The sequence below is a fragment of the uncultured Bradyrhizobium sp. genome, from assembly GCF_964252615.1.
Lineage (GTDB): Bacteria > Pseudomonadota > Alphaproteobacteria > Rhizobiales > Xanthobacteraceae > Bradyrhizobium.
Genome location: NZ_CAXUNQ010000038.1, coordinates 21,390 through 46,941, shown reverse-complemented (window position 1 = coordinate 46,941; position 25,552 = coordinate 21,390). Strand labels below are relative to the sequence as shown.

27 protein-coding genes are annotated in these 25,552 nt (G+C 64.1%); 11 read left to right on the top strand and 16 right to left on the bottom strand.

From position 1 onward, the window contains the following. Nucleotides 1-192, top strand: a 192-nt coding sequence (locus ACFE72_RS17515) for a hypothetical protein (RefSeq protein ID WP_375414390.1), incomplete at its 5' end; no start/stop codon positions are given. A gap of 72 nt (nucleotides 193-264) precedes the next feature. Further along, a complete protein-coding gene (locus ACFE72_RS17510) occupies nucleotides 265-414 on the top strand; it encodes a hypothetical protein (protein WP_375414389.1) in 150 nt (49 codons plus the stop codon). A 30-nt stretch (nucleotides 415-444) separates the two neighbouring features. Here ACFE72_RS17510 and ACFE72_RS17505 read toward each other — a convergent pair whose 3' ends face one another. From ACFE72_RS17505 to ACFE72_RS17485, 5 genes are all read right to left on the bottom strand, one after another. Beyond that, entirely contained in the window at nucleotides 445-2,025 is a 1,581-nt protein-coding gene (locus tag ACFE72_RS17505; protein WP_375414388.1) for an MDR family MFS transporter, read from the bottom strand. A gap of 414 nt (nucleotides 2,026-2,439) precedes the next feature. After that, nucleotides 2,440-2,721: a DUF2934 domain-containing protein gene (locus tag ACFE72_RS17500; protein WP_375414387.1), complete on the bottom strand. Its 282-nt coding sequence runs from the start codon at nucleotides 2,719-2,721 to the stop codon at nucleotides 2,440-2,442. A gap of 687 nt (nucleotides 2,722-3,408) precedes the next feature. Then, complete coding sequence (locus ACFE72_RS17495) at nucleotides 3,409-3,621, bottom strand: hypothetical protein (RefSeq protein ID WP_375414386.1); 213 nt, start codon at nucleotides 3,619-3,621, stop codon at nucleotides 3,409-3,411. Between the two features lie 250 nt (nucleotides 3,622-3,871). Continuing rightward, on the bottom strand, nucleotides 3,872-4,957 hold the full coding sequence (locus tag ACFE72_RS17490) for an ion channel (RefSeq protein ID WP_375414385.1): 1,086 nt from the start codon (nucleotides 4,955-4,957) through the stop codon (nucleotides 3,872-3,874). A 553-nt stretch (nucleotides 4,958-5,510) separates the two neighbouring features. Further along, nucleotides 5,511-6,023, bottom strand: coding sequence for a YcgN family cysteine cluster protein (locus tag ACFE72_RS17485; RefSeq protein WP_375414384.1), 513 nt, complete (start codon nucleotides 6,021-6,023; stop codon nucleotides 5,511-5,513). A gap of 286 nt (nucleotides 6,024-6,309) precedes the next feature. Here ACFE72_RS17485 and ACFE72_RS17480 point away from each other — a divergent pair, with 286 nt between their 5' ends. From ACFE72_RS17480 to ACFE72_RS17470, 3 genes are read left to right on the top strand one after another with little or no spacing between them, the layout of a single operon-like run. Next, nucleotides 6,310-8,574, top strand: a complete 2,265-nt coding sequence (locus ACFE72_RS17480) for a transglycosylase domain-containing protein (protein WP_375414383.1) — start codon at nucleotides 6,310-6,312, stop codon at nucleotides 8,572-8,574. Between the two features lie 2 nt (nucleotides 8,575-8,576). Continuing rightward, the gene (locus ACFE72_RS17475; protein ID WP_375414382.1) at nucleotides 8,577-9,155 is read left to right on the top strand and encodes a DUF1214 domain-containing protein; all 579 of its coding nucleotides are present in this window, start codon (nucleotides 8,577-8,579) and stop codon (nucleotides 9,153-9,155) included. Beyond that, nucleotides 9,152-9,712 carry a DUF1254 domain-containing protein gene (locus tag ACFE72_RS17470; protein WP_375414381.1) on the top strand — a complete coding sequence of 187 codons (561 nt, stop codon included), beginning with the start codon at nucleotides 9,152-9,154 and terminating at the stop codon, nucleotides 9,710-9,712. Before ACFE72_RS17475 ends, ACFE72_RS17470 begins: the two co-directional genes overlap by 4 nt. A 232-nt stretch (nucleotides 9,713-9,944) precedes the next feature. Here ACFE72_RS17470 and ACFE72_RS17465 read toward each other — a convergent pair whose 3' ends face one another. Continuing rightward, on the bottom strand, nucleotides 9,945-10,718 hold the full coding sequence (locus ACFE72_RS17465; protein WP_375414380.1) for a hypothetical protein: 774 nt from the start codon (nucleotides 10,716-10,718) through the stop codon (nucleotides 9,945-9,947). 16 nt (nucleotides 10,719-10,734) lie between these two features. Further along, on the bottom strand, nucleotides 10,735-10,932 hold the full coding sequence (locus tag ACFE72_RS17460) for a hypothetical protein (protein WP_375414379.1): 198 nt from the start codon (nucleotides 10,930-10,932) through the stop codon (nucleotides 10,735-10,737). 281 nt (nucleotides 10,933-11,213) lie between these two features. On the opposite strand from ACFE72_RS17460, the gene ACFE72_RS17455 reads away from it, so the two are divergent. Continuing rightward, nucleotides 11,214-12,188, top strand: coding sequence for a DUF2336 domain-containing protein (locus tag ACFE72_RS17455; RefSeq protein ID WP_375414378.1), 975 nt, complete (start codon nucleotides 11,214-11,216; stop codon nucleotides 12,186-12,188). 226 nt (nucleotides 12,189-12,414) lie between these two features. Here ACFE72_RS17455 and ACFE72_RS17450 read toward each other — a convergent pair whose 3' ends face one another. The 3 genes from ACFE72_RS17450 to ACFE72_RS17440 are packed head-to-tail and all read right to left on the bottom strand — an operon-like array spanning nucleotide 12,415 to nucleotide 15,279. Further along, entirely contained in the window at nucleotides 12,415-12,768 is a 354-nt protein-coding gene (locus tag ACFE72_RS17450) for a DUF1491 family protein (RefSeq protein ID WP_375414377.1), read from the bottom strand. Nucleotides 12,769-12,800: 32 nt separating this feature from the next. Next, nucleotides 12,801-13,463 carry a peptidoglycan-binding domain-containing protein gene (locus ACFE72_RS17445; protein ID WP_375414376.1) on the bottom strand — a complete coding sequence of 221 codons (663 nt, stop codon included), beginning with the start codon at nucleotides 13,461-13,463 and terminating at the stop codon, nucleotides 12,801-12,803. Continuing rightward, the gene (locus tag ACFE72_RS17440; RefSeq protein WP_375414375.1) at nucleotides 13,456-15,279 is read right to left on the bottom strand and encodes a PAS domain-containing sensor histidine kinase; all 1,824 of its coding nucleotides are present in this window, start codon (nucleotides 15,277-15,279) and stop codon (nucleotides 13,456-13,458) included. Before ACFE72_RS17440 ends, ACFE72_RS17445 begins: the two co-directional genes overlap by 8 nt. Before the next feature lie 206 nt (nucleotides 15,280-15,485). On the opposite strand from ACFE72_RS17440, the gene ACFE72_RS17435 reads away from it, so the two are divergent. The 3 genes from ACFE72_RS17435 (at nucleotide 15,486) to ACFE72_RS17425 (ending at nucleotide 16,748) form a co-directional block, all read left to right on the top strand. Continuing rightward, complete coding sequence (locus tag ACFE72_RS17435) at nucleotides 15,486-15,680, top strand: hypothetical protein (RefSeq protein WP_375414374.1); 195 nt, start codon at nucleotides 15,486-15,488, stop codon at nucleotides 15,678-15,680. A 22-nt stretch (nucleotides 15,681-15,702) separates the two neighbouring features. After that, nucleotides 15,703-16,107, top strand: a complete 405-nt coding sequence (locus ACFE72_RS17430) for a DUF5330 domain-containing protein (RefSeq protein WP_375414373.1) — start codon at nucleotides 15,703-15,705, stop codon at nucleotides 16,105-16,107. 209 nt (nucleotides 16,108-16,316) lie between these two features. Beyond that, on the top strand, nucleotides 16,317-16,748 hold the full coding sequence (locus ACFE72_RS17425) for a SufE family protein (protein ID WP_375414372.1): 432 nt from the start codon (nucleotides 16,317-16,319) through the stop codon (nucleotides 16,746-16,748). A gap of 117 nt (nucleotides 16,749-16,865) precedes the next feature. On the opposite strand, the gene ACFE72_RS17420 is transcribed toward ACFE72_RS17425, so the two are convergent. From ACFE72_RS17420 to ACFE72_RS17405, 4 genes are all read right to left on the bottom strand, one after another. Then, the gene (locus ACFE72_RS17420; RefSeq protein WP_375414371.1) at nucleotides 16,866-17,492 is read right to left on the bottom strand and encodes a DUF6456 domain-containing protein; all 627 of its coding nucleotides are present in this window, start codon (nucleotides 17,490-17,492) and stop codon (nucleotides 16,866-16,868) included. Then, nucleotides 17,489-17,881 carry a helix-turn-helix domain-containing protein gene (locus tag ACFE72_RS17415; RefSeq protein ID WP_375414370.1) on the bottom strand — a complete coding sequence of 131 codons (393 nt, stop codon included), beginning with the start codon at nucleotides 17,879-17,881 and terminating at the stop codon, nucleotides 17,489-17,491. Before ACFE72_RS17415 ends, ACFE72_RS17420 begins: the two co-directional genes overlap by 4 nt. 133 nt (nucleotides 17,882-18,014) lie before the next feature. Then, entirely contained in the window at nucleotides 18,015-18,428 is a 414-nt protein-coding gene (locus tag ACFE72_RS17410; RefSeq protein WP_375414369.1) for a MucR family transcriptional regulator, read from the bottom strand. Nucleotides 18,429-18,612: 184 nt separating this feature from the next. Then, nucleotides 18,613-19,467, bottom strand: a complete 855-nt coding sequence (locus ACFE72_RS17405; protein WP_375414368.1) for a DUF308 domain-containing protein — start codon at nucleotides 19,465-19,467, stop codon at nucleotides 18,613-18,615. Nucleotides 19,468-19,777: 310 nt separating this feature from the next. On the opposite strand from ACFE72_RS17405, the gene ACFE72_RS17400 reads away from it, so the two are divergent. Both ACFE72_RS17400 and ACFE72_RS17395 read left to right on the top strand, forming a co-directional pair. Then, a complete protein-coding gene (locus ACFE72_RS17400) occupies nucleotides 19,778-21,427 on the top strand; it encodes a glycosyltransferase family 39 protein (protein WP_375414367.1) in 1,650 nt (549 codons plus the stop codon). A gap of 110 nt (nucleotides 21,428-21,537) precedes the next feature. Next, nucleotides 21,538-22,317, top strand: a complete 780-nt coding sequence (locus ACFE72_RS17395) for a class II aldolase/adducin family protein (RefSeq protein WP_375414366.1) — start codon at nucleotides 21,538-21,540, stop codon at nucleotides 22,315-22,317. A 242-nt stretch (nucleotides 22,318-22,559) separates the two neighbouring features. On the opposite strand, the gene ACFE72_RS17390 is transcribed toward ACFE72_RS17395, so the two are convergent. Together ACFE72_RS17390 and ACFE72_RS17385 are read right to left on the bottom strand one after the other, a co-directional pair. Continuing rightward, complete coding sequence (locus ACFE72_RS17390; RefSeq protein WP_375414365.1) at nucleotides 22,560-24,002, bottom strand: M20/M25/M40 family metallo-hydrolase; 1,443 nt, start codon at nucleotides 24,000-24,002, stop codon at nucleotides 22,560-22,562. 115 nt (nucleotides 24,003-24,117) lie between these two features. Then, a complete protein-coding gene (locus ACFE72_RS17385; protein ID WP_375414364.1) occupies nucleotides 24,118-25,398 on the bottom strand; it encodes a glycosyltransferase family 87 protein in 1,281 nt (426 codons plus the stop codon). Nucleotides 25,399-25,552: the final 154 nt, after the last annotated feature.

Here is a 25,552-nt window from a genome sequence, read left to right as displayed (position 1 = left end):
CTGCAGCGCACCGCTCCGCAAGGGCTGCGCGCTGCGCTGCGTCCGGGGAACGCACACCCCGTGGAGCGCGATATTGCAACACGCCGCACCACACACTGCGTCAATCGCGGGCTTGACCCGCGTATCCATCGCTCTTGGCAAAAGGCTTTTGCGAAGCAGGATGGATTGCCGGGCTTGATGTCCCGGCAATGACGGTGCGATGCGTGCATCCAGTAGGGCTCGTCCCGGCCATCCACGTCTTTGCCCCACATCAGAAAGAAAGACGTGGATGCCCGGGACAAGGCCGGGCATGACGGCGTGGTCTACATCATGCGCGGCCAAGGGCCGGGCAGCGCGGTCTACGTCATGCCGGGCTTGACCTACTGGATGACGCGGGGGTGCGGGAATCGACTTGCGGGATTTCCGGATGCGTAGGGAACGCCGGTTTCAGCCGTCCCCGCCTCCCTACTCCGCCATCTCCGCCGGCACCGTGGCCGGTCCGGCCAGCGGCCGCTCCTCCATCAGCATCATCAGCACCGTCGCGCCGGCCATCAGCGCGGCCGCCGCCGCGAACACGTAGCGGAAAGCCGCCACCATGTCGGCAGCGGCGATGCCGCTGGCCGCGCCGCGCCCCTCGCCGATCGACATCTCGGTGCCGAGCGCCATCAGCAGAATGGCGGTGAACGCCGCCACCGTGAACGAGGCCATCAGCGCGCGGAAGAAGTTCAGCGCGCCGGTGACGGTGCCGACCTGGAAGCGCGCCACCGAATTCTGGATCGACACCACGCTGATCGGAAAGGTGGTGCCCAGCCCCAGCGCGAACAGCGACAAGGCGGCCAGCAGCACCCACAGCGGCAGCGGCGTCGTCGCCGCCAGCAAGCCGGCGACGGCTGCGGAGAACGCGGTGCCGACGACGGCGACGCGCCTGTAATGCTTCATCCGCGCCATCGCCTTGCCGGCGATGGCGGCGCCGCCGGTGGAGACCGCGGCCAATGGAATCAATGCAAGGCCGGATTCGCTGGCGCTCAAATGATAGACCGCCTCGTAATACAGCGGCATGTGCACGGTCAGGCCCAGCATGGCTCCCAGGGCGCAGCCGCCGGCGGCCATCGCATAGGGCACCACGCGGCCGCCCATCAGCGGCAGCGGCAAGAACGGTTCGTCGCTGCGCCGCGCATGCATCACGAAGGCCAGCGCCAGCACCAGGGCCGCGCCGATCATCGCGGTAATCGCCGGCGACAGCCACGGATACCGGTTGCCGCCCCAGGTCAGCACCAGCATGAAGACGACCGCCGAGGCCATCAGCAGCAGGCCACCGGCGAGATCGACCCGGCGCTTGCGATGAAAGGTCGGGATCTTGCCCATCTTCGGCAGCAGCAGCACCAGCGAGGCAACGCCGAGCGGCACGTTGATCCAGAAGATCATCGACCAGTGCAGATGCTCGGCGAACACGCCGCCGATGATCGGGCCGCCGATTCCGGCCGCCGTCCACACTCCGGAAAAATACGCCTGGTACTGGCCGCGCTCGCGCGGGGTGACGACGTCGGAGATCACGGTCTGCACGATGGGAAGGATGCCGCCGCCGCCGAGGCCCTGCAGGCCGCGCGCCACGATCAGCACCGGCATGTTCGGCGCCAGCGCGCACAGGATCGAGCCGGCGATGAACAGCGACAGCGCCGCGATGATCATGGCGCGGCGGCCGTAGATGTCGCTGAGCGTGCCGAACACCGGCGCCACCGCGGTCGAAGCCAGCAGATAGGCGGTGATCACCCACGACAAACTGGACACGTCGTGGAATTGCCGGCCGATGGTGGGAAGCGCGGTGGCGACGATGGTCTGGTCGAGCGCGGCCAGGAACATGGTCAGCATCAGGCTCATCAGGATGGTGCGGACCTCGCCCTGGGTCAGCGGCACCTGCGGCGCGATCGGCGGCGCATCGGGGAGGTCGATGATGTCGGAGGCGGGGCGCGCAAGGTCGCGCGCCGCCGCTTGCGGCAACGGCTGTGTCTCAGCCGTGTCACGGCGCTGGCGTTCGAACTTGTTCATGCGGACGTTTTAAGGAATCGATGTTGGTCGCGGCGCGCGCGAGGCGGATTCGGGCTGACCTCGTATGTAAACGCTTCATCGCAGCGCAGGCAGCGGGTCGCGCGCATGGGTGCATCCCGCGAGCGCGGTGCTTTGGCTCGCCCATTCGGCTTGAACTGCAAAAAGCCCGCCGTCCCCGCGCAAGCGGTACTCAATTTACACATGGAGAATAATTCACTTTCCGTCATCGCCGGGCTTCGTCCCGGCCATCGACGTCTTTCTTGTGCTTCAGCGCCTTTAAGACGTGGATGCCCTGGCATGACGAACCGGATGGGACGCCTGATCCCCGCCTTCGCGGGAATGACTCAAGGGATGATGAGTTCGCGCGGGGGCCCGAGGGCTGCGATTCTCTCGCGCATCAGCCGCGGCAAACAATTACAGATTGTCGGGAGTTCGCAGCGGTGAGGACCCGTCCTCGTTGCGCAGTTCCTGTTCCGCCAGAAGCCAGAACTCTTCGTCGCGGTCCTCGGGCTCGCCGGCCTGCTTCCAAAGATCATAAGCACGGGTCCGGATATCTTCGTCATCGGGCTGCATGGCTTTCCATTCCAGTTCCCAGGCAAGATGCAGGATGCGTTCGACCGTGTCCGGGTCGTTGATCCGCCGGGCGTATCCGCGGTATTTCTCTGCCTTGATCCGCAGGGTCGCTCTTTGATCCACGGGACCTCACTCCCCCGTACATGACGGCACAGGGCACAAAAGTTCACTTCAAGCGTCGTCCTGCCCAGGGTTCGCGCCCAGGGTTGGGCTCATTGCCTGGCGCGTATCCCTTCGCCTGCCATGGCCCGCGGAACTCGTTCCTGGTTATCTGACGCAAACCGCGAGCTCCTGCAATTGAACGTTCGGCCGGCCAAATCCGTTCCGTGCTGGTCGCGGTTGCGCGCGGGACCGCGCTTTCGATCGATGGATCGCAACCGCGGACTGCTTCGGCGCGGGCTGGGCGATGAAGCGCGCGGTTCAACATGCCCTTCCGATCATCAGACGATCTGAAACGCGCGGCACAACGCCGGCAGACTCGACCGCCGCGGTCTTTCCGTGCGGCATTTCTGCGGCGGCCGCGCGATCGAAGGTCGCCTCGGCCGGCCCGTCAGGACGGCCGGGATGACTTCCCGTCAATAATGGCGGCGGACTTTCGGACGCTTGTAAATCCGCGGTGACGGCGGAGCAAAGATCGACCCCGATTGATTGGTTACATACCCGCGGGACTCTTGCAGGCGCCGCTGATAACCGGGCGAGTTCATGATATTTGCCGCTCCGCCGCGCGCAAGAGCCGCTTCGCATCCAATGAACCCAATGGCTGTCAGTGCGGCGGTCAAACAAAGGGCATGTCGAAGAATTCGGTTCATGTCAGGCCTCGCGTTTGTTGGCTTCGACAGCGCGATCCTCCAGCAGCTTTCGACCCTTGGCCGTAAGCCGGTATCTGGCATTCGTGCTGTCGTCGCTTTCCACATAGTCGTCAGCGATCAGGTCGAGCATCTCGTTGAGATGCTCCGGGCTGATGTCGGCGGCGCCGCTATCAGCCACGTCGCACATCAATGCGATGTGCCGGTCGGTCAGCATGTCGATTTCCCACTTGCGTCCTTGAAAGCCCCAGACGACCCCATCAGGAGCGACCCAGGATGGGGCCGTAAGGCTGGCCACGTTGTCGAGAAGGACTTCACGCCAACCTTCGAGCTACGCCCGGGCGGCAAAATAATTTCACCGCCGCAGATTAAATCGTGTCCATGAATCCGCGTCGAAACCACGACGCGCCCGCCCGCGCCGATGACGGCAACCTCGGTTCGTTCGCCCATCGGCACGAAGCGCTGCATCAGCCGGCGCGGGGAAGTTTGCCGCCGCCGGGCATCCCGGCGGCCAGCTTGTTCAGCGCAGCCTCGATCGACGCCGCGGTGGGAGCCTGGGAATCGTTGACCACGACGAACAACGCGTTGGCGTGGACGACATCGCCGGGAGGCGGATTGGCGCGCAACCGTCCGCCGGCATCGGCATAGCCGAGCGCGGTTCCAAAATTCGCCTCGATCACGCTCCGGACCACGTCCGACCATTTCAATCCGCCGATCGCGACATCGAAGCGCAGACACTCGTCGCCCTCGCTTGAAAACAGGCTTTCGACGATCCGCTCGGCTCCCGGCGCCACGATGGCGCGGACGATCATTTCGGGATAACCGCGCAGCGGCCGCACCACCGCGGTGGCTCCGGCCTTCCTGAACCGTTCGCGATTGTCGTCGTCGACGCATTCGGCGACGATGCGGGCGTGACAGGACGACTCGCGCAGGCGGTGGATGATGTCGAAGGTCCTGGAGTCCGACAGCCGGTCGCCCTCGCGTTCGGCCAGGATCACGACGACCCGGGCCTTGTCCACGCAGGTCGCCTTCAGCGCCGCGGTATCGTCGAAGCGGCCCTTGACCTGGACCACGAGAGGATCGTCTTCCAGCGTCGGCGGCAGCCCATCGGGAAAGGCTTCGGTCAGGACGATCGACTTGACGCCCTTGAGCGCGGCGTGCGAGCGATGCAGTTGATCCAGCAGCCGCCGCAGGTAATCGCCGGGCTCATCGGTCGGGGTATTGATGAAAACGATGTGATTTTCCATATCCCACCTCCACTCGCCGCGCCGCATTCGGATGCGGCGAAGCGCCCTGAGTTCGAAAAGCGCGCCGCCGGCCTGGGTCAGAAGAAAAATTCCGCTGAGGTAGATCAATACGATGGTGGCGGCGCGCCCGGCGCCGGTCCTGGCGGAATAATCGCCGTATCCCGTCGTGGTGATGGTGGTGAAGGTGAGCCAGACCGCGTCGCCGAGACTGAGGCCCTCCAGCGTCATCATCGCGACCACATGCAGGCCGATCAGCACGATCAATCCGGCCAGAGCAAAGCGCAGACGATTTCGAAGGTCGCGCACGACGCTTCGTCGAAATCTCAAGGGACTCGATCGCTTCTTTAGCAAAGGCACCCCGGCTGACCTGGCAGGAATTGGAAAGCCCGCCGGATTGCCGGCGGGCTTTTATATCGCGCGAGATGGTCATCTCAGTAGCAAACGTTCACCCTCCGCAGACGGTAGCCATACGGCGTCCAGATCCGGCGCAGGCGGATGCACCCGCCGTCACCATAGTAGTAAGCGCCTGCGCCCGCCAACCCCAGTCCGACGCCAAGCCCAAGGCCGGCCCCCCTGAAGCCGCCGCCGCGGAAGCCGCCGCCCCGAAACCCGCCGCCTCGAAACCCGCCGCCTCGGGCGGAAGCCGTTTGAGGCGCCGAACCTACGACGAGCAGTGTTATGACGGCGATCATAACCTTCTTCAGCATCATGTTTCTCCTCGACTTAAGGTCGCTCCTGCGAGGAAAACCTCAATGGCCGGCTTTTGTTCGAATGCGCCGTAAAAAGAACCGGCCAGCCGGACGCACCGCAATCGGCTGCCGCCGTCGGTCGTACCGACGCAGAGGGCGACCGCCTTTTGCTAGGCCGGCCGCTTCTTGGCCCGCGCGCGCCTGGGCAGCAGCGCCGGCCATTGCACGATGTGGTCTTCCAGATCGGCGTCGGCAATTTCGGTCTCGGTGCCCTGCACCCGGCCGCGCACCGAGACGCCGGCTTCATGCACGGTGTTCGGATCGCCCGATATCAGCGGATGCCACCAATACAGGTCGCGGCCCTCGGCGACGAGACGATAGCCGCAACTCGGCGGCAGCCAGTTGATGGTGCGGACGTTCTCCGGAGTGAGCCGCACGCAGTCCGGAACCTGGGCGGACCGATTCGCATAATCCTTGCAGGCGCACAGCCCGGCATCCAGCAGACGGCAGGACACATGGGTGAAATAAATCCGGCCGGTGCCCTCATCCTCGAGCTTTTCCAGGCAGCACCGCGCGCAGCCATCACACAACGATTCCCATTCGGCGCTGGACATCTCTTCCAACGTCTTGGTTTTCCAGAACAATCCCTCTTGAACCGAGGGCGGCGGGGGGCGCGACGTCATGCCGAAGCGATCGATCCATACCATGGGCGGTCCGTCTTCTATGGGGTGTCGTGCAGGCTCTGCAAGCACTTAAGAGCCGCGGGGACCGCAACGGCCGCCGCCGCGTTAGCCTTCGCAGCCGAAATCCCGAGCCCGGCCATTGGTTTATGCCCTGTGCTCGGCTACAAGGTCGACGCAACCGCGGCGGCCGCAAAAGCGCCTTGGGTTTGCCGCAACACTTCCGCAAGACGTTTGAAGGCGCCCCCGGCCGGGCGTTTTGAGCGCCGCATATGACCAAGGGCTTGAGGTGCGCCAGATCGTCCCGCCAGACTGGAACAGAAAACTCCGGCATTTCCTGCTGGACCTTGATGCGCGCATCGATTCGACGCTGTTCTCGTCGGCCAAGGGCGCGCGCGAATTGTATGAGCGGTACGCGACCTTCATGGACCGTTTCTATGTCGGCCGCTGGAAGCGCTGGGTGTTCATCGAGCCGCTGTCGGAAGCCGCGACCATCGGGCTCGGCGGCCTGATCCTGATGCTGGCGCTCGCGGTGCCGGCGTTCCGCGAAACCGCCGACGACGACTGGCTGAAGAAATCCGATCTTGCGGTGTCATTCCTCGATCGCTACGGCAATCCGATCGGCAGCCGCGGCATCAAGCACAATGATTCGATTCCGCTGGAGGATTTTCCCGACAATCTGATCAAGGCGACGCTCGCCACCGAAGACCGGCGCTTCTACGACCACTTCGGCATCGACATCGCCGGCACCGCGCGCGCGCTGGTGACCAACGCCCAGGCCGGCGGCGTGCGCCAGGGCGGCTCGTCGATCACCCAGCAGCTTGCAAAGAATCTGTTTCTTTCCAACGAGCGCACCATCGAACGCAAGGTCAACGAAGCGTTTCTCGCGGTCTGGCTGGAAACGCGGCTGACCAAGAACGAGATCCTGAAACTCTATCTCGATCGCGCCTATATGGGCGGCGGCACCTTCGGCGTCGACGGTGCGGCGCACTTCTACTTCAACAAATCCGCGCGCGACGTCAACCTTGCCGAAGCCGCGATGCTCGCCGGATTGTTCAAGGCGCCGACCAAATACGCGCCGCATATCAACCTGCCCGCCGCCCGCGCCCGCGCCAATGTGGTGCTCGACAACCTGGTCGATGCCGGCTTCATGACCGAAGGCCAGGTGTTCGGCGCGCGGCGCAATCCGGCCAACGCGGTCGACCGCCGCGACGAAAATTCGCCGAACTATTATCTCGACTGGGCATTCGACGAAATGCGCAAGCTGGTCGACACGTTTCCGAAATCCTATGTCGAGCGCGTCTTCGTGGTGCGGACCGCCATCGACATGAACGTTCAGCACGCGGCCGAAGACGCCATCGAGAACCAGTTGCGCCAGTTCGGCCGCGACTATCACGCCACGCAGGCGGCGACCGTGGTGGCCGATCTCGACGGCGGCGTGCGGGCGATGGTCGGCGGACGCGACTACGGCGCCAGCCAGTTTAACCGCGCGGTCGACGCGATGCGCCAGCCGGGTTCGTCGTTCAAGCCTTATGTCTACACCACCGCACTGATGAACGGATTCAAGCCGACCTCGATCGTGGTCGACGGTCCGGTCTGCATCGGCAACTGGTGTCCGCAGAACTACGGCCACTCCTACTCAGGCTCGGTGACGCTGACGCAAGCGATCACCCGCTCGATCAATGTGGTGCCGGTGAAGCTGTCGATTGCGCTCGGCGGCAAGGCCGGACCGAAGGCTGGCCGCGCCAAGATCGTAGAGGTGGCGCGACGCTTCGGCCTCAAGGCGCCGCTGCCGGACACGCCGTCGCTGCCGATCGGCTCCGATGAAGTCTCGGTGGTCGAACATGCGGTGGCGTATGCGACATTTCCGAACAAGGGCAAATCGGTGCCGCCGCATGCGGTGCTGGAAGTTCGCACCGGCGCCGGCGATCTGGTCTGGCGGTTCGACCGCGACGGCAAGAAGCCGCTGCAGGCGATCCCCGCCTCCGTCGCATCCGACATGGCGGGCATGATGAGCCACGTCGTCAGCGAAGGCACCGCGCGGCGCGCCGCGCTTGACGGCATTCCGACCGCGGGCAAGACCGGCACCACCAACGCCTATCGGGATGCCTGGTTCGTCGGCTACACCGGCAATTTCACCTGCGCGGTCTGGTACGGCAACGACGACTATTCGCCCACCAACCGGATGACCGGCGGCTCGCTGCCGGCGCAGACCTGGCACGACATCATGGTCGCGGCGCATCAGGGCGTCGAGGTCAAGGAAATCCCCGGCATCGGAATGGGAACGAAGCTGCCGCCCGCGCCCGGTCCCGTCGCGGCCAACGCGGCGCCGAAAGTTCTCGAGACCAAGCCCGGACCGCCGCCGATCCTTACCAGGCGCGGTGCCGATATTCTGGTACGCGTGGAGAAGATGCTCGACGATGCGGGCAATACCTCGTCCGGCGATCCGGTCCAGCCGGCGAAGCCGGTCTCATCCGGCTCGCTTGCGTTTCCGGACAGCTTTGCGGCGGCGGCGCCGGGTGAACCGGCAACGCCGGCGCCGCGCAAGAACTAATCGTGCGGCTGATCTTCTTTACCCTGCTGGCGCTCGTCATCGCCACCGCCGTCGGCCTGGGTGCGACGTGGATGACCGCGACGCGCGGCACCGATCTCGGCACGCTGACCATCGGCGCGTGGACCGCGCGGCCGAAAACCGGCACCGCCGAGGTCGATCCCTATTCGCGCGCGTCGATTGCACGCAGCGGCGAATTGCCGGTCGGCACCGGCGACGGCGTCGCGTTCTCGGCGACGACCGACGACCGCAAGCGGCCGCTGGACGGACGATGCGACGTGATCGTCAGCGGCGTGACGCCGGCGGCGCGATTCTGGACCTTGACGCTGTACGATTCGAAAGGGCATCTCGTCGCCAACGCGCTGCAGCGTTACGGCTTCACCAGCCAGGAAATCATCCGCAGTTCGGACGGCGCCTTCGAGGTGCGGGTGGCGTCGAGGTCGCGTTCCGGAAACTGGCTGCCGAGCGGCGGCATCGAGCGTTATTCGCTGATGCTCCGGCTCTATGATACCCCGGTCGGCGTCGCGACGCGGACGCAGCGCGATGCGCCGATGCCTTCGATTGCGACCGCGGGGTGTCCATGATCCGCCTGCTTTTCGCGATCATCGGAGGCGCGCTGCTCGGCGGCGTCGTACACCTCGTCAGCGTGCTGGCGCTGCCTCGCATTGCGACCCAGGACGCCTATTCGCGCCTTACACCATTGACGAAATCAAACGCCGTCACCGCGCTTGCGCCCGCCGGTCCGAACAATGCGCCGATGCCCTTCATGGATCCGGCATTCGCGGTCGCGATCTGCCGCTACGATCTTTCCACCGGTCCGATCAAGCTCGCGGTTCCGGTCAGCCAGGCTTATACGTCGGTGTCGTTCTACACCCGCAACGATGTGGCCTATTACGCGATCAACGACCGCTCCGCCGGACGCCGCGTGATCGAACTCGACCTGATGACGGAAGCGCAGCACGCGGAGTTGCCCGAAGACGAGGACGTGACCGCGGCGGACCGCCTGATTATCGATTCGCCGACCGCGACCGGACTGATCGTGCTCAAGGCGCTGGCGCCGGAGCCCGGCCTGATGCCGCAGGCGGAAGCCTCGCTCGCGGCCGCGAGCTGCAAGGTGCAGACCGAACCGCCGGCAAAGTAGGCCGAGCAGCCGCAAGCCAAGCGGTGATTCCCGCGGATTTGTCATTGCCGGGTAGGCCCTGCTGGATTCACACGCTCATCGTCATTGCCGGGCGTGACGCTGCTGGATGCACACATCTCGTCGTCATTGCCGGGGACCCGGCAATCCATCCCCTTCAAACGACTCTTCCGAAGATGGATGGATACGCGGATCAAGCGCGCATGACGGAGTATGTTGCAATGTCGGCGACAGCCTACCCCCGCGTACTCACCGCACGCCCGATCACCGGGGCCGTCATCACCGGCGGGTTCGCGGTTTGCGCGGCGAGTTCGCCGATCAGGCGGTCGGCATCGGCCGCGATATTGTCCGGGGCCTGCACCACCAGCCGTTCCAGCGCCCAGCGATAGGACGAAATCCGCTGCTCCAGGCATTGCTGAACCCACTGCACGATCAGCGCGTTCTCCTGCATCCGCAGAATCGCATCGGCGCGCTCGCGCGGCGACAATTCGGAAACCAGGCTGAGGCTGGCGTTGCGCTTCCTGTCGAGATCGAGAACCTGGACCGCATCGGCAAAGAACGGATCGAACCGCGTGATGTCGTTGCGCACGTCTTCGATCAACTGGTTGTAACGCGACGTCTGCGAGCGATGCGGCTCGTCGATCAGCAGGCGGCCATAGGCGGTGCGGTCGAACGCCGGCGCCTGCCGCCACGGCGCCGGCAGCGGCTGATAGTCCCCGAACACCGTTTTCCAGGCCGGCCGCGAATGCGGCGGCTCGATCAGCGGATAGGCAAGATCGCGCAGCAAGCGCTCCTTGTCGGTGAGCTGGTATTGCGACGCGCGCAGACCGACACTTGCCGTCGCCTCGGCGCCGATCCAGCGATGCATGTCGTCGTTGCGAAAACTCTCGCGGGTCCGGCCGAAATCGCCGCCGGCGCAGCCGCCGAGCATGGCGCCGGCGACAAGCGCTACAGCACTCAGAATCGCGAAAGGACGCCGAAGCCTGGTCGGGGAAGGCAACTTCGGCATTGAAGAATATCCGCTGTCAGGAGCGCACCCGGCGGCGGCGGCGGCGTCCCGGCGCGGTTCCTTCTTCCGGCCCGCGACCGCCATCGGTGTCGCGCTCGATTCGGATGACGGGGAGGATCAGGATGGTGCCCATGCCTTCGCGCTGGGCGGCACCCACGGTTGAGCCCAGCCGCCGCGAAGCTGCATCCGCTGGAAATTCAATGATGGTGCTCATGTTCTCTCCTTACCGCATCGCCTCGGTTCGGCGGCGGCAGACCTTATTAAGATCAGGGCATGGTTAATGGCGTGTTAATTCGGGACCGCACGACGGCGCAATGTCATGTGTTGCAACGAGGTCTCGTGCCCTGGACGAAAGCGGCGGTGCGAACGGCGTGAAGAACCCCGCACCGCGTCAGCTATACAGACGGCGGGCATTCACGCGTTGTTTTCCTTAACGTGATGTTAAAGGGGCGTGCTTAAAATCGCGTGAAACACCCCTCAGTCGCGTACCCTGACATGACCATACCTCCAATGTTTCCGGGCTTTGACGGGCTGATGACTCTCTCCCGTCGCGAAGGCGTCGATATACGGCCTACGCTGCTGCGGGTGCTGACCGACCTGTATGTTCAGACCAGCGCGCACACCGAGGACGAAGAACGGCAGTTCGTCGAGTTGACCTCGCGGTTGATCGACCAGGTCGACGATGCAACCCGCGCGGTGGTGCGGGCGCGACTCTCGATTTATCCAGGCACGCCCGCCGCGATCGTCAAAAAGCTGGGGCTGCAGCCGCCGGGCCTTCATCAACCCGTCCCGCTCGCCGGCAGCATTCCGGAGCAGCCGCCTGCCCCGCCGGCGCTCAGGCCTCCGACCGAAGCGCAGTTGCGCATGACGGCGTTGTCGATGCAGCCGAAAGACGCGGCGGAAATCAGCGAACTGTTCTTCTCAGCCGGCGCCGGCGACCGCGCCTTGATCCTGCACAATCTCGCGGACGCTCCGCTGAAACCTTCCGCACGAATCCCCGCAGCACGGGCCGCGCGTGCGATCGAAACGCTGGAGATGGCGGCATTTGCCTGCGACGTCGAAAACTTCACGCTGGAGCTCGGCGAGGCGCTGATCCTGCCGTCGCGCACCGCAGCCCAGGTGGTCAACGATCCCGGCGGCGAGCCGCTGGCTTGCGCCATGAAAGCGCTGGAGATGCCGGGCGCCGTGTTTCAGCGCGTGCTGCTGTTTCTCGATCCGCGATTGGGCACGTCGGTCAACACCGTCTACCGGCTGTCGCGCCTCTACGACCGCTTGAGCGAACGCTCCGCCTTGATCATGCTGGCCGCCTGGCGCGGCGCGACGGTGGCGGTGACACGCGCGAAATACAAGCCGGCGCTCCACGACGACGAACGCCAGCGCGCGCGTTCCGCGACGGCGCAAATCCGTCCTTTCATGCAGCCGGGCACAGACATCCTGACGCGCAACACCTCGCGCGGGAGTGGAAGCTGAAGCTGCTTGTCTCCCCCGCATGCGGGCTAAAGCATGCACACATCTTCCGAGCCCCCGTTCAGCCGTCATCCTGAGAGGCTGACCGAAAAGGATCCAATGAAATCAGGCGTCGCCATTGGTTCGTCATGCCCGGCCTTGTGCCGGGCATCCACGTCTTAAATGACGCTGAAGCAAGAAAGACGTGGATGGCCGGGACGAAGCCGGCCATGACGAGAGTGAACCACTTTCAATCCGACGGCGCCCGCGCCAGATCGAGAAAGTGACGCCCGGCTTTGTCCTCGATCTCCACGATCCAGACATCCGGATCGAACCGGATTTCCCTGGCGAGGCGCTCTTCTACCGCCGGCTCAGGCAACGGCCGCGGTGACGCCGGTGCAAACACCCGCTCGATCGGACGGCTGTCGTCATAGGCGGTTTGCGGCGCCGGTGCGTACAGCATCGCGTTGCCGTCGAGCAGCGCCAGCTTGACGAACACCGCACCGGCCTCTTCAGCGCCGCGCCTGCGCACGGCGCCGAATACGCCCTCGGTCTGGCAGCGGCGCAGGTACGCCGCCACCCAGATGCTGGATTTTAAACGCATAAGCTGACGATAGGCCGGCAGGCGGATTGAAGCTAGTCGATCGCCCGCCCGGTCATCGTGCCGAGTTCGCGCACCAGCCGGTCGGACATCTGGCCGGTGACGGGGAGCTTGCGATCGCGCTCGAATTTCTGGATCGCGGCTGACGTGTCGGAGCCGGCGGTGCCGGTCGGCTTCAATTGACCGTAGCCGTAGTCGGTCAGTGCCCGCTGCACCGCGGCCACCCGGCGCGAGGCGGCGATCAGATCTCCGACGGGATCGCCGCGGGACGAAACCGGGACCGGCGCCGGCGGCCGCGCAGCGGCTGCTGACGCCGGCGCGGGTGCCGTCCTGGCGGCGCTGGAGGCCGGCTCCGCCGGCTTGACGTCGGCCGCCCGCGCGTCACCAAGCCTGACGTCGCCTGTTTTCACTGCCGCTTCGACGGGCCGCGGCCGCGGCAATGGACTGGGCCCCGACGCCAGCGGGAGGCTGACGGCTGCGCCGAACATCGGCGCGGGATGGTGGCCGGCCTGCATGAACATCGCGTTCGCGACGATGGCGCTGACGGCTGCAAAAGCCAGGGTCCCCGCGATCAGGTCCTTTGGGCTGTGCAGCAGCATACGCATCACGAGACTGCGTTCCGTGCCTGCCTCGATTGCAGCCGCACCCGCCCCGCAGCGGCGCGGCATGTCGTCATCGGATGTCGTTCTCTTAGGCACTTTTCCTCACCTGCCGGGGTTTGTCGGGATGGCCGGATCGCACGCCCGGGACAAGCGTGGCGATGTTGCTGGAAGGCTGCTCGACCGGCGTGAACGCCAGCGGCAATGCGACGGCCACGGTGGTGCCTTCATCGATCCTGCTCTGCACCGTCATCTCGCCGCCGTGCAGCGCGACCAGGCTTTTGACGATCGACAGCCCGAGACCGGTGCCCTCATGACGCCGCTGATAGGTCTTGCCGGCCTGAAAGAACGGGTCGCCGATCCGCTTCAGATCGTCGGGCGCGATGCCGACGCCGGTGTCGGCCACTCGCAAGACGAGGCGCGATCCCTCGACCCCGGCGGAAACCGTTACCGCGCCGCCGCGCTCGGTGAATTTGAGGGCGTTGGAAACCAGGTTCAACACGATCTGCTTGAACGCGCGCGGGTCGCCGGTGACGACCGGCAGATCCTCCGGTGCGCGGGTCACGAGATCGATGCCGTTCTCCCTCGCCTTTAGTGCGAGCAGATTGCAGCAGCCGAGCAGCGCACCGTGCGGCGCGAACGGTTCCGGCGATATTTCGAAATTGCCCGACTCCATTTTCGACATGTCGAGGATGCCGTTGACCACGGAAAGCAGATGCTGGCCGGAATCGTTGATCAGTTGCGCGTATTCCTTGCGTCTGACCGCATTGATCATCAGCACGTCTTCCTGCGCGATCATCTCGGAGAAACCGATGATGGCATTGAGCGGCGTGCGCAGTTCATGGCTCATGGTGGCAAGGAAACGGCTCTTGGCGGCATCCGCCTGTTCGGCCGCGGCGCGTGCGACGTCGAGAGCCTGTTCCTGGATCTTCCGGTCGGTGACGTCGCGCATGACCGCGACCACCTCGGAGTCCGATGCTTCCGGTTTTTCCAGCGTCTGCCCGAGCGGGCGGCAACGCATCTCGACCCAGATGAAGTCGGCGGGGCCTCGTCCGCGCGGCACCTCGCGCCTGAGGCGGAATTCGACGCTGCGCACCGCACCGCCGCGGGCCGCATCCGACAGTGCGGTCAGATAGGCCGGACGATCGGCGACATGGACGCGGTCGAACAGACCATGGCCGAGCAGGCGCGATACCGCAGTCCCCAGCAAGCTCTCGGCTGCCGGCGAAATGAACTCCACCGCGCCGTTGCGGCGGTGCCGTGAGATCACGTCGCTCATGTTGCGCGCCAGCAGGCGATAGCGGTCTTCCTCGACATTGAGCAGGGCGGTGCCGGTGCGGGACAAGGATTCCGCACCGAATGCGAGCACCGCCGCATAGAGCGTCGCCGATGTGATTCCGAACGCCGTGAATACGCCGCGTCCCGCTGCGCCGGCTTCCAATGGCGGCAGCACGCCGAGATGTCCCATGACGATGAGGGCGCCCGCGCATGACAACGCCAGCGCCGCCGCAAAAGCCACGACGCGGCGGGATGCGGACAGCGAGGCCTCGAACGGAACCGCGATCAGCCAGACCGCCGCAAAGGATTCGATGCCGCCGGTGGTGATGGCCACGGTCATGACAAAACCCGTCAGGGCCAGCGATGACAACACATGCGCGCTCTCGTAGCGTCCGGTGCGCGACAGGAACCAGGACAGCAGGATCGGCGCGATCAGCCAGGCAAACGCCGCGGCCTCGAGCGGCGTCGGCGCGCCGCGCGTCGCAAGATAGACCGGGAAGGCCGCGAAGGCCGCGAGACTGCCCAGCATCCGCGGCGCCATGAACGCGCGATGGCGCGCGCTGGTCAGCGCGTCATAGCGAGCCGATGGATGCAACAACGCATCGAGACAGTCGCGGATAAGTTTCAAGATGGTCACAACTCCTGCGCTTCGGCTTGCTCGTCGCAACTGACGCGCCGGAACGCCTCCTTTATCGTTGCCCCCACCGTGTCAGAGCGAACTTAAGCGAACGCTAAGGCGCCCGCGCCGGCCTCGAAAGACGGCGCGCGGGAGACGGTTTTGCGTTGCCGGACCGCGGCATTCCGCGCTGATGGTGAATGCCAAGTTTCCGGGGAGGAACGGGTATGGTTTCGAAATGGTGGACGCCGTGGATGCGGCCTTTACCGGTCGCGCAACGGGCATCAATTGAAAATTTACGCCGAATCGAATCGCTCGGCTTATTTGCAAATTTTCCGCGATTTAAATTCAATGCGGATACTTACGGTTTATCGATGCCTGTTACGGAACAGGTCGATTGCGAGATCAACCGCAACGTATGAAGAAGACGGACGGGGTCGCGACATGTTTTTCCTGCTTCGCATGGCATTCTGGCTCGGGCTGGTGCTGGTGCTGTTGCCCAGAGAGAAAACGTCTGAATCGGACAAGCTGCCGCAAGTCGGTGCGTCGGAGGCGGTGTCGGCCGCGACCGCCGCGGTTTCCGACATGAGTCAATTCTGCAAGCGGCAACCTGCGGCGTGCGAAGTCGGCGGACAGGCTGCGACCGTGATCGGCCAGCGCGCCCAGGGCGGCGCGCGCAAGCTGTACCAGATCATCACGGACAAGAAGTCATCCGACCATACCGGCTCGATCGGCGGCGTCGAGGGCGCGGATGTTGCAGCCATCGGCGCATCACGCGACACCCTGACCCCGGACGACCTGCAAGCCGAATGGCGGATGCCCGCCTCCGGCCTGGCGGCGGCGAATTAGGCCTGGCCTCATTGCCGGGCCTGACCCCTGCTGGATGCGCACATCTCGTCATAGGCGGGCTTGACCCGGCAATCCATCCTTTAAAAGAGTCTTCCGAAGTGACGGATGCGCGGGTCAAGTCCGTGCATGACGGGATATTTCGATCTCTACCCGTCGCTTTCGCACGCCGGCGGTCCTATATATGTCTTACAGACGACATGCGGGCCGCGATGACGACGATCGACGAGATCAGGGACAATTTTGCGCTGCTGGAGGATTGGGACGACCGTTACCGGTACGTCATCGAACTCGGCCGCACCCTCGATCCGATGCCGGAGGCCGAGCACTCCGCCGCCAACAAGGTCCAGGGCTGTGCGAGTCAGGTCTGGCTGTCGCGCAACCTTGCCTGCAACGACACCGGCGAGCCGGTGCTGAGCTATCTTGGCGACAGTGACGCGCACATCGTTCGCGGCCTGATCGCGATCCTGCTGACGCTTTATTCAGGCCGCGCGCCGCGGGATATTCTTTCCACCGATGCGGTTGCGGTGTTCGACGAACTCGGATTTCGCGACCATCTGACGCCGCAGCGTTCCAACGGCCTGCGCGCCATGGTCGAGCGCATCCGGACCGATGCGCGCGAGACCCTGGCGGCGGCCTCCTGAACGTCCCTGCCAAGCGGATATTGATTTTGCTTTGCTCTGCCCGTCCTGCGACCACCGCAAAAACGCGCAGGGCGGGCAGAGCGAAGCGAAACCTGTCGCACTCTCGCCACAGGTTAGTTATTCGCTGGTGAACCCGGCGTCCGCGGCAAGCCAGGTGCGGACATGCGCGCTCAGGTCCCCTCTCGCTTCATCACGCAGGCCGTAATGCCGCGCGAGACGATCGAGCGCCAGTTGCAGCACGATCTTAGCCGATCGCAGCGGCCAGCCGCGTTCGCGCTCGACCTCCTCGAGGCCGCGCAGAAAACAGCATACATCGATCAGCAGCCCGGCAAATTCCGGCCCGCAGGCTTCCATGGCAAGCCGCACGCGCTGCCGCGCGGCGACCATCAGTTCGGTCATCTCGCCTGCGGCTGCGAACGAGCGCGAGCGGCCGGCAGGCGCCGACCAATCGGATGTCACGCGCGGAGACAAATGCCCGCGGGTGAAATCCTCGCGCAGTTTTTCTCCCGCGATGAACTGGTTAGGGCTGATCATGGTGCGGCCGTCCCGGCCCTTGCGGCGGGCAAGCCAGGCCAGCGGGCTTTCGCTCTCGTTCACCAGCACGCTGACGGCGCCGGTTTCGCCGATGATCTTTCGGGCCACAAGATCCAGATGCTGCGCGCGAAATGCGCCGATTGCTTCGGCAGGCGCCGTTTTCGCGCAGTTCGGCGTGACCTTGTCCCCGGTGCGCGGAGCACCTTTCATCGGCTGATCTCCGGCATCGCTTCTCGGAGGGCATCAAATCCGGCGCGGCAAGACAGTTCGAGCGCCTCGAGCCGACAGTCCAGCCAGACGTCGTCGCGGCCATCCTCGACGACATGACAGGCATGAAAAACGGTGGTTCGGTCGCGGTCGAAAACCCGGCTTATCGTTTCAAGACTGAGCTCGAAGCCGGTATGGGCCAGGTACATCGCGACCTGTCTTGCAAAAGCCACGCGCGGCGTGCCCCGCGTCGGCGCGAACAACGCGACCATGTCGAAACCAAAATCTCGCGCCACGCAGAACGCGACCCAGTGGCAGGTCCGTTCCGGCGTGGACGGCGTGGGGGCGGATGAATTCCCGAGAGGGAGATCGAGAGGACTGTGCTGCAGCATCGAAGGAGCTTTCCGGTTGTAGAAACATGTTTCCACAACTTATCCGATATTCTACCCCTGGGGATAGTAATCCTAAAAAATTTTTGATCGGTTCCCTGACGCTAAAAAGGGCTGGAATATCAAACGCAACCGGCTATTTGCGGCGGCGCCGCTGCTGTCCCAGGCCCATTTTCTTGGCCAATTGGGAGCGCGCCACCGCGTAATTCGGCGCGACCATTGGATAATCCGCCGGCAGGTTCCATTTGTCGCGGTACTGCTCCGGCGTCATACCGTACTGGGTCCGCAGGTGCCGTTTCAGCGATTTGAAACGTTTGCCGTCCTCGAGACACACCAGGTAATCGGCGGTCATCGATTTCTTCACCGGAACCGCGGGCTTGGCCGGTTCAAGCGCCAGCTCGGTACGGCCCGCCGACACCCGCAGCAGCGCCGCGTGAATTTGACCGATCAACGCCGGCAGTTCGGAAGCCGGCGTCGGATTGTTGCTGACATAGGCTGACACGATGTTCGCGGTCAGATCGATGAAGTTCTTGCCAGCAGGTTCGGTCATGATGTGTATCTTTCGAAGATCGTCCGTTCGTAAACAACGAGGATCAAAAAGTATCTCGCAGGAACAGCCTACGGACGGCGCCCGCCTTTACTTGCCAGTATGGGCGAATTGCTCTGAACATGACAAGAACAGCGCCGGTTTCACCACGCTTTATTTCGCAGCAGGATTCCGGGAACGTCAGATATTACGGGCGCTGGTCGAGATGCGAGCGCAATTCATCGATGGATGCAAACCGCATCATGCCTTCGGGCATTTGCGCCTCGATCGAACCATCGGAATACAGCGAATAGGCCATGCCATCGACCACGCCCGATTTGAGCACGGTCACCGGAGGTGGCTCCTCGTTCCGAACCATCGCCGCAGCGCGTTCCGGCGTGCTCGCGGCGGTAGCCGGTTCGGCGAACGTCGAAGGCGTGCGGGGGCGCCGTAACGGGTCGGACCGCGGCCGCTCCGATTGCGGCCATGCATCTTCGAACGTGGCGGATGCAGCTTCTTTCGCCGTCGGCGCCGCGACAGGCGCGGACCCGGCATCGGCGGCGGGCGCCTCGGGCGCACGCGCCATCGCGCGTTCACGTTCCCGGCGGGACGATGACGAAAACAGCAGATTGCGCCGCGGCTTGGTGGCCGCTGCGGACCCCGGCATGGCCGGCTCCGAGGCGCCGTCGCCGCGCAGGTGTGCAGTGTCCCGCGCCGCGACCTCCTCCGGCCACGATGCCGGCGATGAAGGCGGCGCCGGCGTTGCCATCGGCTCTGCGGCGTCCAACGTACCCGGGCCCGCTTGATTGCCGGTCGCCGCCGCAGAAGGCTGCGGTTCGGTTTGGGCGCGCGCGGCTGCGGCCGAGACAGGGCCGAGACGCCGCGCAATGTTCTGCAGCTCGCGGACCACCACGGCAAGGACGAGCATGACGCCGCCGGTGCAGGCCACCACCGTCCCGGCAAGAATGAGCGTCTTGCCGACCTCGAACTCCTTGTCTTGAATTCCAAAGCCGATCGCTACAAGGCCAGCCACCAGAATGCCAATCCCGGCAATCAAAGTCATCGTCAAATCCCCCAACCCCGCGCAAGCGAGTCACAGCACCGACGTTACGATATCGTCATATTGCCGATATCGCCATTGCGATTCCGCACGGCAGCGGCTTCAGACTGTGTTCATATTGGCGGTGAGATAAAGCCACTTCGAAAGGCGTCCAGGAGTCGTTATCCGCCGTTCCATATGCTGCATTGCGTCAGAAAATTCGGCCACAATTCGCAATTACTTGGCGGTGGAACTGCGCTATATGGATGCCGGGGAAACGAGGCTCAAAAGCGCTGACGCTGGGCCACAGGGGACACCGGGTTACCGAATAGCCATGTCATCCATAACAACTTCGAGCATCGACACGCCTGTGCGGCGCTCGGTGGCGCGGACGTGCGACGACCTCGCCATCATGACACTGGCTGCGGTCGGTCTGATCGCAAGCTTCACGTTTCGCGACTACGGTCTTGGCTGGGACGACTATACCCATGCCGAATATGCCGATCTGCTGCTGCGCATGTACGGCTCGGGTTTCAAGGATACCGCCGCGCTGTCGTTCGCCAATCTTTACATGTATGGCGGCGGCTTCGACATGGCGGCCGCATTGCTGCACAAGATCATTCCGCTCGAACTGTTCGAAACCCGCCGCCTGCTCGGCGCCGTCGTGGGTTTTATCGGGCTTGCGGTGACATGGCGTCTGGGACGGCGCGTCGGCGGCCCGCTCGCCGGTCTTGCCAGCCTGCTGCTGCTGGCGCTCTGCCCCACCTTCTATGGGCATATGTTCATGAACCCGAAGGATGCTCCGTTCGCGGTGGCGATGGTCATCCTGATGCTCGGCCTCGTTCGTCTCGCCGAGGAGTATCCTTCGCCTTCGCCGCGGACGATTTTGATCGTCGGGCTGGGGGCCGGGCTCTCGATCGGTTCGCGCATCCTCGGCGGCCTCGCATTGATCTATGCGGTGGCAGGTTTTCTACCCTTGTTTTTCGAGGAAATTCACACCCACAATGCGCGCGAAGCCGCGCACCGCTTCGCGCACATGGTTTACGTGCTGCTGCCCGGCCTGATCCTCGGCTATCTCGTGATGGGACTGATCTGGCCGTGGTCGATCATGGAGCCCGGCAATCCATTCCAGGCCTTGACCTATTTTTCGCATTTCTTCGAGAAGCCCTGGAAGGAGATGTTCGACGGCGCGCTGGTGTCGGTACCGGACATGCCGTGGTCATATCTGCCGACGCTGTTCGCGCTGCAGCTTCCGGAAATCCTGCTTGGCCTCACCCTTGCCGGCATCGTCGGTACGTTCATGTCGCTGTCGCGCGCCGACGTGACGGCGCGCCGCAAGACCATCCTGCTGATGCTGACACTCGCCGCCACCTTGCCGCTCGTGGTGGCGATGGTGAAGCGTCCGGCGCTCTACAACGGCATCCGCCATTTCATTTTCGTTATTCCGCCGATGACCGTCCTCGCCGGCGTCGCATTCGCCTGGCTGATGGACTGGCTGAGAGAACGCCATCGCAACTGGCAGCCTGCGGTTGTCGCGGCCTTCGCGTTCGGCCTGATGCTGCCGCTCGGCGAAATGATCCGGCTGCACCCTTACCAGTACACGCATTTCAATCATATCGCCGGAACGGTTCGCGGCGCCGACGATCTGTTCATGCTGGATTATTGGGGTCTCGCCTTCAAACAGGCGTCGGACGGCCTGCGCGAGGAACTCGTGGAGCGACAGGAAGTCGCGCCCCGCGGCCGTAAATGGAAAGTCGCGGTATGCGGGCCGCAGCGGCCCGCGCAGGTGGCGCTCGGCCCGGATTTCACCATCGGCTGGGACAGCAATGCCGCGGATTTCGCCATGACCCTGGGCGAATTCTACTGCAAGGGGCTCACCGCGCCGGTGATGGTGGAAATCAAGCGCGATGACGTGGTCTTCGCGCGCGTCTACGATATCCGCGGCCGCAGCATTTCCGGCCTGCTGGCAATTCCCGCGCCGTAGCCGCCTCGGCAGGCATGACTGCCACGCGGCGCCCGCGTCTTGCTGCCCGCCGGAGACAGGACTAGAATCGCCACGATCATCAACGGTCTCGGCACGGGAGAAACACGGCCATGTCACCAGCGGAAGCTCGCCTGAAGGAAGTGCCGTCCGACATGGCGGATGCCGAATGGGCCCAGCGCGTCAATCTCGCCGCCTGCTATCGCCTCATCGCGCATTATGGCTGGGACGATCTGGTCGACACCCACGTCTCGGCACGGGTGCCCGGGCCGGAGCATCATTTCCTGATCAACCCTTACGGCCTGATGTTCGACGAAATCACCGCGTCAAGCCTGGTCAAGGTCGACCTCGACGGCAACCAGCTCACCCGCAGCGACTACAGCATCAATCCCGCCGGCTTTACGATTCATTCGGCGATCCACGAAGCGCGCGAGGATGCCGGCTGCGTGCTGCACCTGCATACGCCCGACGGCACCGCGGTGGCGAGCTGCATGGAAGGCCTGCTCCCGATGAACCAGACGGCGCAACTGGTGACTCACGATCTGGCCTATCACGACTATGAAGGTATCGCCCTGGATCACGACGAACGTCCGCGCCTGCAGAAGGATCTCGGCAACAGGAACCACATGCTGCTGCGCAATCACGGCACGCTGACGGTCGGTCGCTCGGTCGCCTCGGCCTTCGAGCGCATGTACCATCTGGAACGGGCCTGCACCATGCAGGTTCGGACCCGGATGCTCGGCCCGGCCGCCTACCCGGTCGAGCAATCGGTGATCGACAAGAACGAAGCGTTGTTCAGCAATCCCGATCGTGCCGAACTGCGCTCGACCACCCTGGTATGGCCGCCGCTGCTGCGCAAGCTCGACCGGATCGATCCCGGTTACAGGACCTGAGATTTCGTGTAGAGTGCCGTCCACACGACCTCTGCACTTCCATCCAAAACGCCGCCCAATTCCGGGCGGCGTTTTTATGATTCGCTAATCCGCCCTGCCACTACCGCGGCGTCATTGCGAGGCGGATGGATTGCCGGGTCGAGCCCGGCAATGGCGCCGGAGACGTGTGTGCGCCAAGACGTGTGCATACGCGGAGATCGGTGCATACGCCGGGCCGAGTCCTGCCGAATCCACACACCCCGTCATACGCGGGCTTGACCCGCGTATCCGTCCGTCTTCGCAGGGCCCTCCGCCAGCGCGCCCAGAATCCGCGCCCACGAGCGGATGCCCTTGTGAAAACTCCTGAGGTCGTATTTTTCATTCGGCGAATGAATGTTGTCGTCATCCAGACCAAAGCCCACCAGCAGCGTATCGAGCCCGAGGGTTTTCTTGAAATCCGCAACGATCGGGATCGAGGCGCCCGAGCCGATCAACACCGCCTCGGTGCCCCACTCGTCGGTCAATGCGCGCTGGGCGGCGGCAAGCGGTCTCATGTTCCAGTCCAGTGCGATCGCCGGCGCGTTGGAATGGTCGGTGAATTCGGCCTTGCAATCGCCGGGTAGCCGCGCGGTGACGTATTCGCGAAACGCGTTTCGGATTTTCGCCGGGTCCTGGCCTTCGACCAGACGAAACGACACTTTTGCGGAGGCCTGCGCCGGGATGACGGTCTTGGAGCCTTCTCCGGTGTAGCCGCCGACGATGCCGTTGATATCGCAGGTCGGACGCGACGACACCTGTTCGATCAACAGCCGGCCCTTTTCTCCGGCGGGAATCGACAGTCCGATCGGCGCGAGGAAGGACTGCGGCGTCAGGTTCAAATTCCTCCACCGCTCAAGAATGTCCGGCGGAAGATCCTCTACCCCGTCGTAAAAGCCGGGGATTGCGATACGGCCGTCGTCGTCATGCAGGCTTCCGAGGATGCGGGTCAGCACACGGATCGGATTTTGGGCGCCGCCGCCGAAAATACCCGAATGCAGGTCGCGGTTGGCGGCTTTGATCCGCACCTCGTCATAGACAAGGCCACGCAGCGACGTGGTGATCGCCGGCGTATCTCGATCCCACATGCTGGTGTCGCACACCAATGCGAAATCGGCCTTGAGATCTTTCTTGTTCGCTTCCAGAAACGGCACGAAGTTTTTCGATCCGATTTCCTCTTCGCCCTCGATCACGATGGTCACGTCCAACGGCAGCGAACCCGTGACGGTTTTCCAGGCCCGACAGGCTTCGACAAAGGTCATCAACTGGCCTTTGTCGTCCTCGGCGCCGCGCGCGACGATGATTTTGCGGCCGTCAGCATGATCGGCAACGGCCGGCTCGAACGGCGGACGGTGCCACAGCTCAAGCGGATCGACCGGCTGCACGTCGTAATGGCCGTAGAACAGCACATGCGGCCGCGCGCCGTGGCCGCCATTGCCGTTGTTCCTGGCGACGATCGCCGGATGACCGGCGGTAGGCTTTACGTCGGCCGCAAATCCGAGCGCGGCGATAATTCCGGCAAGATGATCGGCCGCAGCCTTGCAATCCCCGGCAAAGGCCGGATCGGCCGAGATTGATTTGATCCGCAGCAATGCGAACAGGCGTTCGAGGCTGTTGTCGAAATCGGCGTCGATGCGGTCGAGGACCGGCTGAAGTTGCGAACTGGACATTTTGTCGTTCCTGTTTCCTGCTTGTCAGGCCCGGCCTTGTGCCGGGCATCCACGTCTTTCTTTATTGGCGAGGCAAGATGTGGATGGCCGGGACAAGCCCGGCCATGATGATGGTTTAGGTTCTGCTATCCGTAATATCACTATTCACCGCAGGCGGATTTTTGATGTACCAGACGAGGCCCACAACCAGCACGGCCGTCGCGGCGAGGTTGTTTCCGATCGCCTGAAGATAAACCGAAAAGACGGGAAACGACAGGCACATCAGGCCGCCCGCGAGCGCCAGCATTCCCCAGGTCGCCGCGCGCGCCGCCGGCCGCGGATCAACCACGGCGCGGTGGATCAGCACGGTCACGGGCAGGAACAGCCACATGAAATAGTATTGACGCGCCAGCGGCGACGCCACCGTCATCAGGCAGAACAGGATTGCCACTTCCTCGGCATTCGACAGGCGGGTGACGCGCGACGCCGGCGGCAACACCGCGACGAATCCAAGCCCGATCAGAAGCGACACCGCAAGCACGACCCAGTTCGCGGTTCTGAAATCCAGCTCGATCAGGTTCATGGTGCGCGGCGGTTTTGCCGGATCGTCCTGGTTATAATTGACCGGCCGCGTCAGCCGATGCGTCACCGCGATGATCGATTGATTGACCCACGACCAGTTCTGCTCGCCGCGCTGGCCGAATCCCTTTTCCGAACTCGTTCCGACCATGCCGCGGTACCAGGTCGACAGTTCGGCGATGTTGCGCTCGAAGCCGCGGACCGGGGCCGGAACCAGGAACAGAAAAATACCGACGAATGCAATCATGCTCGCCGCGGTCGCCCAGCGCCGCCGCCACAGCAGATAGGGCAGCACCGCCACCGGAAAAACCTTGATCGCCGTGGCCAGCGCGAACATGCATCCCCCCGCCCATGGCCGCCCGTTCTGCAGCCACCAGAATCCCAGCAGCATCATCGCGAGCAGGACGAGGTTGGGCTGCCCGAGGTCGAACATGTCGAACACGAACGTCACCGTGGCGAAGCCGGGAAGTGCGGCTACCCACGGGCCGGGAATCCTGCCCGACCCGGTCATGGCGTTCGACAACTGGCTCGTCATCCACCACGCCGCGGCGTTGAGAAGCGACAGGCACAGATAAAGCGGAATTTTCCCGAACCAGCTCGGTATCGCGAGCAGGATCGCGGGCAATGGCGGATAGATGAATTCGAAGGTAGCGGCGGGATCGGCGGGATAGAGCGCTTTGCCCTGCAGCACCTGCTGCCCGGCCCAGAACCACAGCGGATAATCCTTGGTCTTGCCGTTGCCCCAGATTTCGGGGACCAGCACATCGGCGGTCAGCGCGATGCAGGCGACGAGGAATAGCACGTCGAGCGGTCGTCGCAGCGATGGCCATCTGAGCACGAGGTCTTCCCGCCATGAACAGGCAGCAGCGCCTGCCGTCGCCTTCCGTTAGCAGAAAGGAAACGGGCTGCAAACCAACCGCGCGACGGCGTGCTCAACTGGACTTGCACGGAAAATTCTGCTTCACCCATGATCGTCTGTCGCGCCGCTGATC

What these genes read in the sequence shown, in the direction of transcription:
- ACFE72_RS17505 (WP_375414388.1), bottom strand. Translation starts at nt 2,025, where the DNA reads ATGAACAAGTTCGAACGCCAGCGCCGTGACACGGCTGAGACACAGCCG.
- ACFE72_RS17495 (WP_375414386.1), bottom strand. Translation starts at nt 3,621, where the DNA reads ATGCTGACCGACCGGCACATCGCATTGATGTGCGACGTGGCTGATAGC.
- ACFE72_RS17485 (WP_375414384.1), bottom strand. Translation starts at nt 6,023, where the DNA reads ATGACGTCGCGCCCCCCGCCGCCCTCGGTTCAAGAGGGATTGTTCTGG.
- ACFE72_RS17470 (WP_375414381.1), top strand. Translation starts at nt 9,152, where the DNA reads ATGATCCGCCTGCTTTTCGCGATCATCGGAGGCGCGCTGCTCGGCGGC.
- ACFE72_RS17465 (WP_375414380.1), bottom strand. Translation starts at nt 10,718, where the DNA reads ATGCCGAAGTTGCCTTCCCCGACCAGGCTTCGGCGTCCTTTCGCGATT.
- ACFE72_RS17460 (WP_375414379.1), bottom strand. Translation starts at nt 10,932, where the DNA reads ATGAGCACCATCATTGAATTTCCAGCGGATGCAGCTTCGCGGCGGCTG.
- ACFE72_RS17455 (WP_375414378.1), top strand. Translation starts at nt 11,214, where the DNA reads ATGACCATACCTCCAATGTTTCCGGGCTTTGACGGGCTGATGACTCTC.
- ACFE72_RS17450 (WP_375414377.1), bottom strand. Translation starts at nt 12,768, where the DNA reads ATGCGTTTAAAATCCAGCATCTGGGTGGCGGCGTACCTGCGCCGCTGC.
- ACFE72_RS17435 (WP_375414374.1), top strand. Translation starts at nt 15,486, where the DNA reads ATGGTTTCGAAATGGTGGACGCCGTGGATGCGGCCTTTACCGGTCGCG.
- ACFE72_RS17430 (WP_375414373.1), top strand. Translation starts at nt 15,703, where the DNA reads ATGTTTTTCCTGCTTCGCATGGCATTCTGGCTCGGGCTGGTGCTGGTG.
- ACFE72_RS17425 (WP_375414372.1), top strand. Translation starts at nt 16,317, where the DNA reads ATGACGACGATCGACGAGATCAGGGACAATTTTGCGCTGCTGGAGGAT.
- ACFE72_RS17420 (WP_375414371.1), bottom strand. Translation starts at nt 17,492, where the DNA reads ATGAAAGGTGCTCCGCGCACCGGGGACAAGGTCACGCCGAACTGCGCG.
- ACFE72_RS17415 (WP_375414370.1), bottom strand. Translation starts at nt 17,881, where the DNA reads ATGCTGCAGCACAGTCCTCTCGATCTCCCTCTCGGGAATTCATCCGCC.
- ACFE72_RS17410 (WP_375414369.1), bottom strand. Translation starts at nt 18,428, where the DNA reads ATGACCGAACCTGCTGGCAAGAACTTCATCGATCTGACCGCGAACATC.
- ACFE72_RS17405 (WP_375414368.1), bottom strand. Translation starts at nt 19,467, where the DNA reads ATGACTTTGATTGCCGGGATTGGCATTCTGGTGGCTGGCCTTGTAGCG.
- ACFE72_RS17400 (WP_375414367.1), top strand. Translation starts at nt 19,778, where the DNA reads ATGTCATCCATAACAACTTCGAGCATCGACACGCCTGTGCGGCGCTCG.
- ACFE72_RS17395 (WP_375414366.1), top strand. Translation starts at nt 21,538, where the DNA reads ATGTCACCAGCGGAAGCTCGCCTGAAGGAAGTGCCGTCCGACATGGCG.
- ACFE72_RS17390 (WP_375414365.1), bottom strand. Translation starts at nt 24,002, where the DNA reads ATGTCCAGTTCGCAACTTCAGCCGGTCCTCGACCGCATCGACGCCGAT.